Here is a 14,997-nt window from a genome sequence, read left to right as displayed (position 1 = left end):
GTGCAGATATGGTACTTGACAATGGGCGATTCCTCACAAGTGAACTGGCAAACGTCACGCAGATGCTTGACGAACATTTCAGAGCAGCCTTCTCAGCAGCCAAAATGGTTTCTAGTGCCGTCTTACAATGGATGGAGAATGGAGAGGTGCTCGGTGAGGATGACCTATCCAAGGTGACTCATCTTGAGGAAAAAGGTAATGAGTTAAAGCGGGCGATTCTAAGTGAATTAGCCAGAGCGAACACGCTTCTTCAAAGAGAGGACCTCTTGAGACTAGTCCACTATAATGACAAATTAATTGATGCGTCAGAGATCGCGTGCTATCATCTTGCTGCATTTATGGGGTCATGGAAGCCGGAAGGCACATTAAAAGAGAAAATCGTAGAACTTGGAGAGAAATATCTAGAGATCGTGACCCACCAGCGAAAGGCCATAAGATTCCTCTCTCTCGACATGGAAAAGGCACTTGCAAAGACGTATGAGATTTGCAACGTGGAAAAAACGATTGATGTATTAATGAGAGACATTTGGGCGCTGCTCTATCCGATGAAACTTCCCATCGAGATAATTTTGCGAGTCAGAGATTTTGTCAATGCACTTGAAGAAGGCAGTAACTTTGCAGAGGATGCATCAAATACGATCAGAGGTCTCTCACTCACGCTCAACACGTAGAAGTGTTGGTGAAAGTGGTTGACAGAACAACAGACAGACGAGGTCCCAGAGGCAGAATTTCTTGGCGATAGAGCCGTTGTGTGGAATCCAGAAGATGGAATGAGGCTCTATGCTGAGGGGTACTTTGGCCAGCCTGTGGGGATTAGAAAACCAAAGTCCCCAATATTTGACAAGCCACTGGAACTGTCATTATTGGAGTGCACATATCTGTTAGAACAGGACCGTATCAGGGTCCACGATCCGGTCACAGATCGATTTCTCACGTCTAAAGACCTGATCAAGATAGGCCTTGAACGGTCTGACGAGTACTGGGACAAGTTTCTCGTGTATAAACATCTCAGAGAACGAGAGTACATTATTCGTCCAGGACTGAAATTCGGGACCGATTTTGCAGTCTACGAGCGAGGCCCGGGTCTGGATCATGCACCATTCTTAGTGCATGTCATCCCACAACGAAAGGGGGTCCTCCCATTAGATATCGTGCGTGCAGGAAGACTTGCCACTTCAGTTCGCAAAAAATTCATCATTGCAACAGTAAAAGAGAATGGAGAAATCGTCTATTACTCATTTGTATGGTTCCGGCCCTGAGAGTAATGTGTCCTACCAGCAAAACAAATAAGGCATAACCTAATAGAAGTCAAGTAATCTCATCTAGCTTGATGGTGAATATGAATGTCAAATAAGGCAGAAAACGCAAAGGCCTTTGGAGCTGTACTTGCTGAGGCGTGGGAGCATACTCCCTCATTCATTTGTAGTAACGATGATTACATCTACTGCCTCTACCCAGCCGATGAAACAAAAGAAAAATGGATCGAGGCATCAATCACATTTCCGGACGGATCCTTAGACAAGAAGGAGATTGATGCAGTAAAGGCTATTGCGCTCCTTGTTGAAGAACTAAAAGTGCTTCCAACGTATGGAGCAGACTCGATAGTCACATCAAAGGCCAAGCTGGATGAGGCAGCCGGTCGTCTAGCTTCGTTAGTATCATGAGTGTGAGGTTCTATTGAGAGTAAGGCCAGTCGGCCTTATTGCATTATTTTTTGGCGGAGTGTTCTATGACAAAGCCACTAGTTATTTGTCCGACCTGCGGCGCAGAGGTTCCTTTAGACCGCTATTGTAGTTCCTGTGGAAACCCCTTGATACCAGACCTCGAGCTCGTAATCAAAGATGAACCAGTGGAAGAAGAACAGATGGAGGAAACTATACCGCCAGAAGCATCACCATCAGTTGAAGCAACGACTACTGCGGCACCCATAGATGAAGGGCATCTACCGAAGCTTCCTGTTACTGTGGAAGATATGGACTATCTGGTCCTGACCTATCTTCTGACCCAATCCGAACTGACCATTCTCAATAGTGATCTTGACAGGTTGATCGACAAGATTCGTGCCACTCGACAGGCTTTGTCTTTGGATCATGCGGACAAACAGGTACTCGCCGCACGCGCCGAGGAACTAAAGCTTGCTCTTGAACGTACAAAGGCACGGAAGAATGAATTATTACGTGTCAGGTTGAGTGTTCCACTCCAAGATCTGGCAAGCAACTTACGTTCCGAAAAGACGAAACTCGCAAAGTTGGAAAAAATATCTTCAACGGTTGACCCCCAAGTCTATCGGGAACAACAGAGAGAATTATCTGAGAGAATCAAATCTCTCAAACGAGAGGTCAAACGTGAGATCAAGCTGGCACATACATGGCTTAAGGCAATGCGGAAAAAACAGCGTGTGATTGAACGCGAGATCAACCGACTTGAGGCAAAACACAAAATCGGGGAGATTTCTACGGCTCAGTATGAGACACAGCGAACACAGACTGAGAGAAGTCTTCACGTACTCTTAGGTGGAATCGAATTATTAGAAAAAATAGTGAAATTCGCAGAAAAGACTTGAACAACAACAAGGTGAAGTGTCATGACTTCAAAACTGTCCGATTGTACTCCGCTCTGCAAGAGCTTCCGTTGTGATCGACGGCCCTCGGCCCTAAAGATCATTCGTAAGGGCGGAAAGAAAGTCATCTGGTGCACATGGGTCGATGATGAATGCGATGGCCCCTGGTGCCAGTTTGGAGTCTGTAAGGAGCTCAAGATGACTGCTGATGGCAAATGCAAGAAGTCCGCTCCGACTCCAAGACCACGTGTTCCCGTCGATGACGATGATTTTGTGGATCCAGATGACATTCCGGAGGAAATCGCAAAGAAGATACGAATCAAGGGGCGATAGATGCAGGTCATCATCACCCCAGAGCCAATAGTAAACCTCTGGGACCAAGTTCTCGGATGGTGATACTATTGAATCAGTTCAGAAAAGACCAATGAATACATCTGTGGCGTGAAGAGGCAAAGTTCAACCACGAGAGAGACTTGCGCAATCTCTATAAGAGAGACCCGAACCACCTAACCTGTAAGGTGACTATGAAGTGTTCGACGAGATGCGACCTGAAATGCGAGCGCTCATCTTTCTCATGATCGGGCTCTCATTCCTTGGTATAGGGATCATTCTCAATCAGGCTGATTTTGCCATTAATTTTCTTGGTCCACCGTAGGATCGCATAACAGAAAGAGTGGTCTCAAGTGTCACGCATTGGAGAGATCATTCATCTTCTTCAGAACTTTGAGGGGATAACCCGTAAGTATGTCATACCCGAGATAATACGGCGTCTACGCGAGTCCTCATATCAAGGAGGTATGCCACATTCTCTTGGAGAAGATTCGGCCACAATTGGCACAGACTCCGGAGACTTTGTTCTGCTCACCACCGATTCAGTCATGCAAGAGTTCTGCCTGGCCCATCCCCGGGCGGCAGGATTTAATGCGGTCTTGGCAAATATAATGGACATCTATGCTGCTGGAGGAACACCGACTTCTTTCGCTGTGGCATTATCTTACTCTGAGGACAAGATCGGAGAACAACTGCTTCAGGGAGTCATTGATGGTTCACATGCATTCAATGTGCCCGTTGTACGGGGGCATACCAGTCCCTCAGCAAGCTCAACGTATATTGTAGGTTCGGCCACGGGGACTGTCAAAAAGAGCGATGTGCTATCTGCGGGTGGCGCCTTAGAGAATGACATCCTGATCTTACTCTTTGATGTTCAAGGCCACCGAGGAAAATACTACAAAATGGGCTGGGACACTGTTACAGACAGAAGCGCCGAAGATAATGTTCGCAGGCTGTCCGTGATGAACGATCTGGCCCAACGACACCTGCTCACGGCGGCCAAGGACATCTCAACAGCTGGAGTCATAGGCACAGCAGGTATGATGATCGAATATTCCGGGATGGGGGCGACTATAGACATAGATGCGCTAGACCGGACACGGCCACAAGAGATAGAAATCGAGGATTGGCTACGTATGTTCATAGCACTAGGCTTCCTTGTTGCTGCTGACAGCGCATCTCTGAGAGAGATCACAGAAACCGCCGGACAACATGGTCTCTTTGCTGTGGCAATCGGGACGGTTGACAGGTCAAGTGTAATGAGATTACGGTTCCAGGGTCAGGAGGAGAGCCTCTTTGACTTTCGCAATGGCCCACTATTGACTCCCAGAGGACAACAGGAGTGACATGTAGCCGTCATAGTTAAATCACTTCACCAAATTGTTTCTGTGAAGTGGCCAAGGTGTCAAAGTCTGAAAAGAAAATATGCAGTATAGTTGGATGCGATAAACCATCCAAGAGATCATTTGCCACATCGCGAATTGGCGAGAGTGTTGCTGCAAAAGGCCTTCGTCTAAAGGACGCCCGTGCACGCAAGACGTATCTCTGTGCAGACCACTGGAAGATAGTGAAGAAGGCGTTCAAAAAAGAAACTAAGGCTGAACGAATGCGTTGGGGACACTAGGACCATAGAAGGTATGACACCATCAAAGAGGTGAACGTATTGGATGATAAAATCTCAATTGCTCAGACCTTACAACCCAAGTGGAAGATTTGGTTAGAAAAAGATGGTGTCTATGTTTTAGGTCCTGGTGCCTATTCTCTTTTGAGTGCGATTCATGAGTCTGGGAGCCTCACCGCAGCCGCTAAAAAAATCGGAATGTCGTATCGCTATGCGTGGGGTGTCATAAAGAAGATTGAGAGAAAGATCGGAGTAAAGATCGTGGAAACATTTCGCGGAGGATCTGTTGGCGGAGGCGGAGCCCATGTCACAACCGAAGGATTAGAAATGATGAAGCTATTTGCTCAAGTAAATAAGGAGTTCGAGAGAGCCGCCTCCAAACATGGTTGAAGGCGGTCTTGAACTGCATTGGCAGTATTAGGAGAACCGCAACTCGATTGCTTTGTTTGGACAATGACTCTTGCACTCAAGACAAAGAATGCAATCAGCACTATACATGTGATCATATGGAAAGTCGCGGATTCGAATATTCATGGGGCAGACGACCTCACAGACATTACATGTGTCCGGAGTGCATCGTGCTGGGTTCCGGCCGATACCTATCAATGCGTCACGGGAGAAGAGTCCATACAACCATCCGGCAGGACAGAGCCAGCGGCAGAACCAACGTGGGAACCAGATGGACACGATGAACACAAAGCTCACAAAGCCAATCTGCAACCACACGGTCGTGGGCCAGAGTGAGAGGTACCAGAGTGTATCAACACCAGTAGGCCAGACCTGCTGAGGAATGACAACAAAGAGTATGTAGGCGGGATTGAACGGATCAAAGGCTGCATCTGCAAATATACCCAAGACCGCAACAAGGTCATCCGACGTTCCTAGTAGCCTTGTAATTCCAACCCATGCCATCAGAAAGAACACGATGATAAAGATGTAACCTTTAACTCGACGCATCTCCTTCTCGGTATTAGGTGCTGGACGAATCTTGGTACGTTTTGGCAAAGTCGCAAAGTCCTGAATTGTACCAATAGGACAGATCCAACCACAGGCCACTCGACCAAGCACAGTCAAAATGATGATCATTGCACCCAGTGTGAAGAATGGGAAGAATCCAGAGCTGAGTTCCCGTTGCATTGTGTCAAAGGAACCCGCGATCACCCCAAATGGCGCCTCAAGAGGTGCAAGAATGGGCAGAGTCGGAAGTACATTACGGAAGCTCTCCCAGAAAGCAGTAATAGCATCATTTCCCCACCAGGCTGCAAAGATGTACCCATTGATGCCTAGGAAGAACAGTATCTGAACGATCCTCCGCAGCATTCGAATGTTGAATATGAAACCCACTGGATTTCTCAACTTCAATGATTTCTTTTTCTTCTCAGCCTTTTTGGGCTCTGGCGTTGTGGTCTCTTTGGTCTCAGATGGTCTTGTTTCCTCTGGGACTTCATCCACCTCAGACCGTTCGGCATCTTCAGCCATGAGAATCAATCCTCGCCACTGGCGTATTGAACCGCGAAGACCTGAGCCATGATTAAAAACATTGTGCTGGATTGAGGCCGACTCATACTGCGGTGAAGATTATCTCGAGGACATCGCTCTTTAGGCTAATCGTCACTATGTAGGTAGCACATAAATCAGGTGGAGTGAGATCTATCGTATGATTGTAAGAGATAGTCCATGTCTTGGTCGTGCTATCCTGCGCAGTATAGGAGACCGTCAATACCTGACCGGCGGCCGAAACCTCAACACCCTCAGGTAGAATCAGTTCAAGGGACATAGACTCTGTTTGAAGGCCATCGACCTTGGCGGTCGCATTATGTAATTGGTGGGCAAACATCTGAGCCTGCTCATACTGAGACACGGCTTGCAGAGTATTGATCGAGTAGAGAAGCACGGGCACTCCCACTAGAACAACGGTGGTCAACCCAACAGCAATTAACATCATCTTCTCAAGTGAACGCGAAACCATGTCTTGGTGTGGCCCATGGCAGGCAATAAACCCCTCTATTTTGTGATGTGGGGAAAGTTATAACGTGGCATCAATATGACACTGGCGAAACAAATGAAAGAACCGACTCCAGTTCATGTAGGTCTCATGGGTCATATAGATCATGGAAAGACAGCATTAGCCAGCGTACTAAGTGAGGGAGTGTTCACGGCTGGTCTTGACAAACACCCACAATCGAAAGCACGTGGAATCACGATAGATCTTGGATTCACCATGTTCCAGCTGGAGGGGTTTCTGGTGACACTGGTAGACGCACCAGGCCATGCCGATCTAATTCGCAGTGTTGTAGCCGGAGCGAATATCATCGATGCAGCCATCTTGACGGTGGCTGCTGACGAGGGCCCAAAAGTTCAGACCGGGGAACACATCATAGTACTTGAGGCGATGGGGATTGACACTGTTGTCGTGGCAATCACAAAAATCGATCTCGTAGATGAGACCCAATTGAGAAAGGTGGAAGCACAGATTGAGAAGATCATCGGAGAGATAAATTTCAAGAGAACTGAAGTTGTCAGAGTCTCAGCAAAGACCAGAGAGGGAATCGATAATCTTCGAGAGGCCCTCTTACGAGTGTTGACCCCACGACCACGCAATATCGATGGAACTTTTCTCATGCCAATAGACCACGCATTTCATGTACGAGGCCATGGTACGGTCACCACAGGAACAATATTGCGAGGACACGTTCAGGTCGGCGATACCGTCCAACTCATGCCTCACAAGACATTAGCCCGAGTGAGGAGCATCCAGACATTTGGGAATGAGAGAGAGAAGGCCCAAGCAGGAGACAGGGTCGGAATCAATGTTCCCGATATCGACCCCAAAATGATCAGCAGAGGGGACTATCTGTGCGAACAGGACTCGCTGACCACGGCCTCAATCCTGATCGTTCGTATCAAAAGAAATCCGCTGTACAAACGGCCCCTTACAAAGGCCATGATACTAAGTGCGCACATCGGAATGTCTGCGGTCATATGCGAAGCATACCCATTTGAACAGGTCAACGGTCACCGAGTTCTCATACCTCACACAGAGGCTGACGATTACGAACTTGTACTCCATTGCCAGAGGCCGATTGCCTCAGAGATTGGAACCAAGGTGCTCCTTCTGAGAACGGACCTTGGCCCCACAGAGATGCGGATTATTGGACATGGAGAGATATTAGAACTAAGTGAGTCACTTGTGGTCTATCGCCGGAAGCGACGTACAGGGGTCGTCACTAGAGTCCGAGAGAACGATGTGCTTGTGGAGGGCCTTGCATCACACAAGGAGATGGCTCAACAGATGAAGGGGGTGCAGGTATCAACAGAACAGGGCGATCTTGGAGTTGTTCAGGCCGCCTTTGGCACAAAGGGCGTGGTGGCGGTATCGTTCAAAGGCCCAGTTGCAGAGGGCACTATGGTCTATTATGACAGGTTTGTTGAGGAGAGGATGTAGGTGGATAAATTAGAAAAGCGATTACTGGAGCTCATACCCAACAACATGGTCGAGCGAGGTCTCATCACTCTTGACTCGATAATCAATCCAATCAGGGACATTCTGAACCGGCGACAGTTCCCACTCAGACCACTGACCGAACTTCAAGTGGAATGGATGCTCCAAGTACTATCATCCCTTGATACCGATAAAGATCCAAAGGCGATTCGTGTCGGCGAACGAGAGGCACGTGTGGCGTCGCCACTTATAGCACGGCTTGCAGCGGGATTTAATCATGGTATTGGTCGTAGTGGGCATGTCACAGCACCACAACCAAAAGCCGCAGGAGCGTCCCTGATGCAACAGGTCTGCAATACGATGGCCACAGATGCCATTCGCCGACTTGGGACTCCGAATGTCAAACGTGGAATAGTACTACCCCTCTCGACAGGAATGAGCATTGCCCTCACATTCGGTGCACTTCATCGTGAGTTAAAGACTCGCAGAGTACTCTATCCACGAATAGATCATACCTCACCTCTAAGAGGGCTGGCATTAGCAGGAATGGAGGTCACTACGATTCCGACAACACTTGCCGATGATGCCGTTGTGACAGACATGAGCACTCTGGAGAGAGAGATTCTGGCCGCGGAGGATACCGCGGTTCTTGCGACCACGACCTTCTTTCCACCAAGGGAGGCGGACCCGATTAAAGAGATTGCGCGACTCTGTGCGGATCATGATGTGCCCTTGGTGATCAATAATGCATATGGGGTTCAGTCTGAAAAGATCATGAAATCAATAAGATCGGCCATTGATGCAGGCCGTGTGGACTTTATCATCCAGAGTACTGACAAAAACTTTCTCACACCAGTGGGGGGTTCGATTGTAGTCTCGCCAAGTAGTGATGAGATCGAATGGGTGGCTGAGACCTATGCTGGGCGAGCCACCGCAGCCCCCGTTGTGCAATTGCTGGCCGCCCTGACAACCATGGGACTGGAGAGATACCAGCAGCTCCGAGAAGAACAGATGACTAATCGTAGACTACTGGATGCACGTCTAAGAGAGCTTGCAGAAGAAATCGATCAACGAGTACTTGAGACTACAAATGAGGTCTCCAGCGCGATCACCCTTGATGGACATGATGCCCACAAGATTGGTGCAATGCTCTATAATCGCCGAGTGACAGGCCCAAGAGCGGTTGCTAAAGGGGAGCCCGGTTCATGTATTGAGGACTATCCTCACAGTTACATTGTAATGAACGCAGCCATCGGAGCGCGCCAGAGAGACGTGGAAGAGGCAGTTACGAAACTCTTTAAGGTGGTTTCGAAGTTATAAGAACAAACTTGAGAAGAAGGTATTTGCGTGACTGAGGCTGACGATCAAACCAAGATATCACGATCTATAGACTACGAGAGAGTGGATCCATCTGCCGCCTTCAGAATTGCATGGTACATTATTGCCTCAAAGCCAGGAATTCTTCTCAAGGAATACACAGAGGCCGAGAGCCGCATTTTTGAGGCCAGCGCCTTATTTCATGTCGATCTTGATGACACGAACATAAAGGTGCAAGTCATAGTAGAAGAGGAGCCTCCTAATCTAGTTCTTAATGCATGGGGCGAGAACGAATCTGTTTTGAAAACGTATATCGATAACACATTGAGCGAGATACAAAAAGCCTTCAACAAATTCAAGTCGCTCGACGATGATCGAAGACAACGCCTGACACGAGCCCTCATTGCGAAAGCTTGCTGGGACAAGCTTGTGGCTGACATCTTCAGAAAAGCGCCCTTGAGTGACATATACGTGCAGTTAGCACATGGCCGTGAAATGATCATCAAGGCTACTGAGGGCGAAGAGGTCTCACCAGTATCATTGACCACTAGCGCATGGTTGTCAAAAATCGAATCACTGCCACGAGATGAGGCACTGCCAGGTGGAGTGGCTGCGGAGATAGCCAAAAAATCCGTTGAATGGAAAAAGGAGACCATCGCATTCATCAGCCGCTTTCTCTGAGTGGAAGTTATCGAATAAGAGGCAAACCAACAGACGTGGCTCCCTACAGGATTGGTGGTCCAGTCCCGCGGGCTTCAAACCCGTGATCGTGCAAGCGATGAGAGTTCGATTCTCTTAGGGAGCCGCCATAACTATTCTATTCGCCAGCGTCTAACATTTGACGTAGCAAAACTTCGGTCTCATCGCGCGACAACTTGCCGTCTATTGCCAGTCTAAGAGATTTACGTCGAATCCGTGAGACCATGGGTGACCCTCTCCGCTCAGGGTGCTCGACCAAGTATGCAGTGACCGCCTGTCGTGTGATCACATCGTACAGGGAGAGGTTCTCATCATCATCCGAAGGATCATCTCTTCCAACCGTTAGCAGAGGTAGTTCACCCAAGTGCTCAATGGTCAGGTCAACAGCGTCGTCAATAGACCTACGCGACAGATCAATATCTAATAGGGGGACATCCCAAGAATAACGCCTTCCCGGGGGGTCGAACCGTTGAGCTATTCGTTCCACCACCATATCAGGCACAGGTCCGACACGTTGCTGGTTCCATAGGAGAGCCACCTCCAAGGGTGTGGAAATATGAACAATGCCAAACCTCACGTGAGCACTCCGCGCAATATCCATCAGTTCATGGCGCATACTGGTATAGTAATTTGTGTCATCAAAAATGACAGAGATGCCCTGTCTGACTAGGGATGCAGCCTGTTGCAATGAGGCCATACGCACATGACGCTCACGCTCGGGTTGGAAATTGCGATAGTAATCGGTATCACGCAGATCATCTGTACTGACAACCATCACTTGCATGGACTCGAGAAGACTGTCTCGGAGTGCGTGCGCAAAAGTCGTCTTTCCTGATGCGGGAAGACCACAGAGAGTGAGTAGGAAAGGTATCAAAGTATGTCACATAATCAAGTACAACAGTCTAAAAGGAGTTTACGGCCATCCCGGGGCGGAGAGCCCCGAGAATAGCACTAGTGGAAAGTCTATGGACGAATAGTGATCTGAAGGCTTGTTGCAAGGTCCTTGTAACGATTCCGCACAGTGACCTCTGTCACATTTGAGGCCTCTGCAATCTCTCGCTGAGTTCGCCGATCATCAGTGATGATACCAGCAATATAGAGCGCAGCGGCTGCAAGACCACCAGGATCTTTTCCAGCAGTTATTCCGCGCTCACGAGCCTCATTAATGATCTCCATGGCCTTCTGAACTGTTTGCCCATCAAGACCGAGATCCGCAGAGATTCGTGGCATGAGATCATTTGCCGAAGGAATTGGAACATTGATACGAACATTACGAAGGATAAGCCTGACACACTGACCGAGTTCCTTGCGGTTGACGCGGGCCTCAGTCACGATCTCATCAAGCTGTCGGGGAATCCTATGGATTCTGCATGAGAGATAGACGGATGCAGCTACCATGCCCTCTATGCTTCGCCCCCGGACCAGTCTGCGACTGAGCGCTTTCCTGTAAATGAGAGCAGAGGTCTCCTTAGTCTCACTGGGAACGCCAAGTTGAGAGGTCAGCCGGTCAAGTTCGCTCATTGCGATACTGAGATTCCTGTGCTGAGAACTGTGGACCAGTGTCCGGATCTGCCATTTACGCATCCGATAGATAGCAGCACGATTGCTTGCAGCAATTGCTCGGCCATTGGCATCCCTGTCGCTCCAGCCTAAGGTAGTAGCTAGGCCCTTATCAGCCATAGTAAGAGTCAGTGGTGAACCAGTCCTCGCCCTCGCATTTCGTTCCTCAGCGGTGAATGCTCTCCACTCAGGTCCTGTGTCCATGATCTTCTCATCAATGACACATCCACAGGACACGCAGATGTATTCGCCGCGGGTCTGGTCTTCATAGAATTCAGTGCCTCCACAAATTGAACATGCTTGTGTACCTTGTCGTCGTTCGGCCATAGCCCGGACTGGTTTCGCCATATTTGTTCACCTTTTATTCCGTCACCTCGGGATGTGGTCTACCACCTGAAGCCTACAAACAGTGGGCAAAACCACGTTCCATAGGAGACGCTGGCGAATCGCCTCATCGCCGCCTAATAAATTTAAGCATTTACGAAAGATTGTATCATCATAGAATAATGAAAGGTCAATAAAGATGTCGTGATACCACGCCCGTGTGGTATGACCTGAATACTTAAGCCGTGAGAGAGGTTCGAGTCGAGATGATGTGAAGGATGATAGACTACCTGATGATAGTGATCACTACGGGAATATTTGGACTGCAACACAGTGGCCTTGCCGCTCATCGGGTAAAGAACAGGATCATTGACAGATGGGGGAAAAAAGCATACTCGTACATATTTACAGGATGCAGTACTATCGCTTTCTTGATTGCAGTTTTCGCAACTGATTACAGGCGTTGGTTTTCAGTCCTTATTGATCCGTCCACAATTGACTGGCCATTTTTCATTATTGCCATCATGATGGGAGGACTCGGTGTAATCGTTGCACTACGTGCGTCTAAGGTCATCTCAATCAGTACAGTTGCGGATATGCGAACAGAGAGAGAACCCGAGCTCATCACTGAGGGAATCTATGCAAGCATCCGTCATCCACTCTATCTGGCCACAATACTGGTGCTGCTTGCGATCATCCCGCTCTACATGGAGCCGCATATTGCACTATTCGGCTTGGCAATGTCTGTATATACTCTCATTGGAGCATATCTAGAGGAGAGAAAACTGATTGGAGCATATGGACAGACATACCTAGCATATCGAAGGAGGGCAGGGTTCATTCTTCCTAAATTTCGAAGAATACGAGAGGAAACAAGACAATAGTGACGTTCCTACGAGCCACAGAATAGTATATAAAAGAACCAGCATGAATTCGAAGCAACTTGACAGTAGAGGTGCAGTCTGGCATGAGTGAAAGGAATGCAGTCATAGTCACAGGAATCCCAGGTGTTGGAAAGACGACCGTGATCACCACAGCCGTGGATATGGTCAAGGATAAACATGGCGAAGATGTACAGGTGCTCAACTTTGGAACGGCAATGTTTGAAGTTGCCTCAAAGGAGGGTCTTGTCAAACACCGTGATGAGATGCGAAAGTTACCAACAGCCACACAGCGCAAGATACAACAGTTGGCAGGTGAGGCCATAGCCAAACAGGCAGAGTCTGCGCGCGTGATAGTTGACACACACACATTGATTGCAACACCCAATGGTTTTCTCATCGGACTGCCTGAATGGGTCATTAGGGCAATACAACCAAAGACCATCGTACTGGTAGAGGCGGATCCTGAAAATATTGCACGACGCCGGAGCGATGATGCGACTCGTGAGCGGGATGCACAGGCTGTTGAGGAGATCGATACCCATCAGCAGATGTGTAGAGCAGCAGCGGTCGCAGCAGCAACACTCACCGGAGCGACGGTACGAATCATTAAGAACCGCCAAGGACAGGTTGAAACGGCCGCGACCCAACTGTATGATACATTAATGGAGTAGACTCGTATGCAGGACATCTTTGCGGCTCTTACCGATTGGTTCACATTATACTTCAAAGATCCGCCAATGTCGGCGATTCTAATCATGGCGGTGTCGGTGGGGATCACCTTCATCAGCAACCTCGCCATGCTAAAATTCTCAGATGTTCGACGACTGAAGAGATATCAGGCGGAGATCAAGGCGTACCAAGAGCTGTCAAAGAAGGCAAACGAGGCAGGGAATGAGAAGCTGCTACGAAAGGTGAAGCGTCGCAAACCCTATATTGACCGTATTCAGAAAGAGATGATGACTGCACGGTGTAAACCATACATGTTTTTCATCATTCCATTCATGCTCATCTTCTCGTTTCTTAATGGCTTTTACATAGGTGCGGGAGGAACCCCCATCATCGTAGCGGTCATTCCGTTTCACATTGAAAAGCTGATACCATTTCTCATCGGCTGGGTTGGAACTCCAGTGGCCGGTGGTTTTGGAATGTACTTCTTTGGATTCTATATGTTAGTGGGACTGGGATTAGGCCAGATGCTCCAGAGAGTCATGGGCACTTCACTGACATAGAAGAGAGAATCGCTTGAAAGACAACAATAGCTGATAGACCGTTGAGCTTAAAAGCACAGAGAATGGAGTCCGCAAAGTAACAGCCCAAGGTGAATATTATGCCAAGACCGGGTCAACTTACAAGATCAAGAGCAAATCGAGCTGTCAAGACCCCCGGTGGAAGACTTGTGATCCACCGACGTAAGATCTACAGGACAAAGGGCCATTGTGCCATTACCGGAAAGCGCCTGCAGGTCCCACGCAGTGCCAAACATGGCCGAAGCCGAAAGGCCAGCAAATCAACCAAACGCCCGAACCGCCCATTCGGTGGATATATGACTGCCCGGGCCCTTAAACGTGGGATAATCAAGTCAGTCCGAGAATAAGAAAATGAACCATGTGATCACCCTGGGCGGCCTGCACGGCACTGGAAAGAGCTCCGTTGCAGATCTGATAGCAAGTGAGTTTGACATGAGACGGACCTCGGCCGGAGCGATTTTTCGAGGGCTTGCCAAAGAGAGAGGTATGACTCTTGAAGAGTTCAGCAAGCTGGCAAAGGAAGACCCACTTATCGACAAGATGCTTGATGATAGACTAAGAGAAGAGGCCGAAAAAGGTAATGTGGTCATCGACGGGCAGCTGGCATCGTGGATGGCCGGAAAACATGCAGACCTCAAGATCCTCCTGACTGCACCATTAGAGGTTCGCGTGAGACGAATAGCCAGTCGAGATGGGCGCGATTACGAGGAGGCGCTTCATGAGACCAAGACCCGTGAGGAGATCGAACGCGAACGGTATAAACGGTATTATGGAATCGACATCACAGATCTCTCGATCTACGACCTTGTGATCAATACTGAGAAGTTTGACCTCGAAGGGGTCTATAGCATAATCAGAACAGCTCTGCAGAGACTATTTTCCTCTAAAGAGGCATGATCACTCGTCAACTGGCAATAGCGGAAGGCTCTTATTGGTTTCACAGAAGACCACCGCACATTCTCATGGTCCGTCGGGATGAGAGTCTTGAGGCGACTTGTGATATCTCGCTTGAC

20 protein-coding genes and 1 tRNA gene are annotated in these 14,997 nt (G+C 48.6%); 17 read left to right on the top strand and 4 right to left on the bottom strand.

Translation table 11 applies throughout. The features are described from left to right. The first annotated feature begins 8 nt into the window (after positions 1-8). From K9W43_09645 to K9W43_09610, 8 genes are all read left to right on the top strand, one after another. On the top strand, positions 9-671 hold the full coding sequence (locus K9W43_09645; GenBank protein MCF2137480.1) for a DUF47 family protein: 663 nt from the start codon (positions 9-11) through the stop codon (positions 669-671). An 18-nt stretch (positions 672-689) separates the two neighbouring features. Beyond that, positions 690-1,259 (top strand): tRNA-intron lyase, encoded by a 570-nt coding sequence (endA, locus tag K9W43_09640; protein ID MCF2137479.1) that lies wholly within the window; start codon positions 690-692, stop codon positions 1,257-1,259. An 84-nt stretch (positions 1,260-1,343) separates the two neighbouring features. Then, positions 1,344-1,664, top strand: coding sequence for a hypothetical protein (locus tag K9W43_09635; GenBank protein MCF2137478.1), 321 nt, complete (start codon positions 1,344-1,346; stop codon positions 1,662-1,664). Between the two features lie 65 nt (positions 1,665-1,729). Next, positions 1,730-2,563, top strand: a complete 834-nt coding sequence (locus K9W43_09630) for a hypothetical protein (protein ID MCF2137477.1) — start codon at positions 1,730-1,732, stop codon at positions 2,561-2,563. A gap of 21 nt (positions 2,564-2,584) precedes the next feature. Further along, positions 2,585-2,893 carry a hypothetical protein gene (locus tag K9W43_09625; GenBank protein MCF2137476.1) on the top strand — a complete coding sequence of 103 codons (309 nt, stop codon included), beginning with the start codon at positions 2,585-2,587 and terminating at the stop codon, positions 2,891-2,893. Between the two features lie 350 nt (positions 2,894-3,243). Then, positions 3,244-4,236 carry a hypothetical protein gene (locus K9W43_09620; GenBank protein MCF2137475.1) on the top strand — a complete coding sequence of 331 codons (993 nt, stop codon included), beginning with the start codon at positions 3,244-3,246 and terminating at the stop codon, positions 4,234-4,236. Positions 4,237-4,292: 56 nt separating this feature from the next. Continuing rightward, positions 4,293-4,514 (top strand): hypothetical protein, encoded by a 222-nt coding sequence (locus K9W43_09615; protein MCF2137474.1) that lies wholly within the window; start codon positions 4,293-4,295, stop codon positions 4,512-4,514. A 39-nt stretch (positions 4,515-4,553) separates the two neighbouring features. Further along, on the top strand, positions 4,554-4,901 hold the full coding sequence (locus K9W43_09610; GenBank protein MCF2137473.1) for a LysR family transcriptional regulator: 348 nt from the start codon (positions 4,554-4,556) through the stop codon (positions 4,899-4,901). A 27-nt stretch (positions 4,902-4,928) separates the two neighbouring features. Here the strand turns inward: K9W43_09610 and K9W43_09605 are convergent, their stop codons facing one another. Beyond that, positions 4,929-5,990 (bottom strand): 4Fe-4S binding protein, encoded by a 1,062-nt coding sequence (locus tag K9W43_09605; GenBank protein MCF2137472.1) that lies wholly within the window; start codon positions 5,988-5,990, stop codon positions 4,929-4,931. A gap of 82 nt (positions 5,991-6,072) precedes the next feature. Continuing rightward, positions 6,073-6,480 (bottom strand): hypothetical protein, encoded by a 408-nt coding sequence (locus K9W43_09600; GenBank protein MCF2137471.1) that lies wholly within the window; start codon positions 6,478-6,480, stop codon positions 6,073-6,075. Between the two features lie 93 nt (positions 6,481-6,573). Here K9W43_09600 and selB point away from each other — a divergent pair, with 93 nt between their 5' ends. The 4 genes from selB (at position 6,574) to K9W43_09580 (ending at position 10,079) form a co-directional block, all read left to right on the top strand. Beyond that, positions 6,574-7,956 (top strand): selenocysteine-specific translation elongation factor, encoded by a 1,383-nt coding sequence (selB, locus tag K9W43_09595; GenBank protein MCF2137470.1) that lies wholly within the window; start codon positions 6,574-6,576, stop codon positions 7,954-7,956. After that, positions 7,957-9,273, top strand: coding sequence for an O-phosphoseryl-tRNA(Sec) selenium transferase (spcS, locus tag K9W43_09590; protein ID MCF2137469.1), 1,317 nt, complete (start codon positions 7,957-7,959; stop codon positions 9,271-9,273). A gap of 27 nt (positions 9,274-9,300) precedes the next feature. Then, the gene (locus K9W43_09585) at positions 9,301-9,951 is read left to right on the top strand and encodes a hypothetical protein (protein MCF2137468.1); all 651 of its coding nucleotides are present in this window, start codon (positions 9,301-9,303) and stop codon (positions 9,949-9,951) included. Between the two features lie 37 nt (positions 9,952-9,988). Next, a tRNA-Sec gene (locus tag K9W43_09580) sits at positions 9,989-10,079 on the top strand. A gap of 8 nt (positions 10,080-10,087) precedes the next feature. Here K9W43_09580 and K9W43_09575 read toward each other — a convergent pair. Both K9W43_09575 and K9W43_09570 read right to left on the bottom strand, forming a co-directional pair. Next, positions 10,088-10,843: an AAA family ATPase gene (locus K9W43_09575; protein MCF2137467.1), complete on the bottom strand. Its 756-nt coding sequence runs from the start codon at positions 10,841-10,843 to the stop codon at positions 10,088-10,090. Positions 10,844-10,932: 89 nt separating this feature from the next. Then, on the bottom strand, positions 10,933-11,877 hold the full coding sequence (locus tag K9W43_09570) for a transcription initiation factor IIB (GenBank protein MCF2137466.1): 945 nt from the start codon (positions 11,875-11,877) through the stop codon (positions 10,933-10,935). Positions 11,878-12,131: 254 nt separating this feature from the next. Here K9W43_09570 and K9W43_09565 point away from each other — a divergent pair, with 254 nt between their 5' ends. From K9W43_09565 to K9W43_09545, 5 genes are all read left to right on the top strand, one after another. Continuing rightward, positions 12,132-12,737, top strand: coding sequence for an isoprenylcysteine carboxylmethyltransferase family protein (locus tag K9W43_09565; protein MCF2137465.1), 606 nt, complete (start codon positions 12,132-12,134; stop codon positions 12,735-12,737). An 83-nt stretch (positions 12,738-12,820) separates the two neighbouring features. Continuing rightward, positions 12,821-13,408: an adenylate kinase gene (locus tag K9W43_09560; protein ID MCF2137464.1), complete on the top strand. Its 588-nt coding sequence runs from the start codon at positions 12,821-12,823 to the stop codon at positions 13,406-13,408. 6 nt (positions 13,409-13,414) lie between these two features. Next, complete coding sequence (locus K9W43_09555) at positions 13,415-13,966, top strand: TMCO1/EMC3 family protein (protein MCF2137463.1); 552 nt, start codon at positions 13,415-13,417, stop codon at positions 13,964-13,966. A gap of 98 nt (positions 13,967-14,064) precedes the next feature. Further along, positions 14,065-14,331: a 50S ribosomal protein L34e gene (rpl34e, locus tag K9W43_09550; GenBank protein MCF2137462.1), complete on the top strand. Its 267-nt coding sequence runs from the start codon at positions 14,065-14,067 to the stop codon at positions 14,329-14,331. Between the two features lie 4 nt (positions 14,332-14,335). Then, positions 14,336-14,881: an AAA family ATPase gene (locus K9W43_09545; GenBank protein MCF2137461.1), complete on the top strand. Its 546-nt coding sequence runs from the start codon at positions 14,336-14,338 to the stop codon at positions 14,879-14,881. The last annotated feature ends 116 nt before the right edge of the window (positions 14,882-14,997 follow it).

Source organism: Candidatus Thorarchaeota archaeon (genome assembly GCA_021498125.1).
In the GTDB taxonomy this organism is placed as follows: domain Archaea; phylum Asgardarchaeota; class Thorarchaeia; order Thorarchaeales; family Thorarchaeaceae; genus B65-G9.
This window is presented reverse-complemented; position numbering and strand designations above follow the sequence as displayed.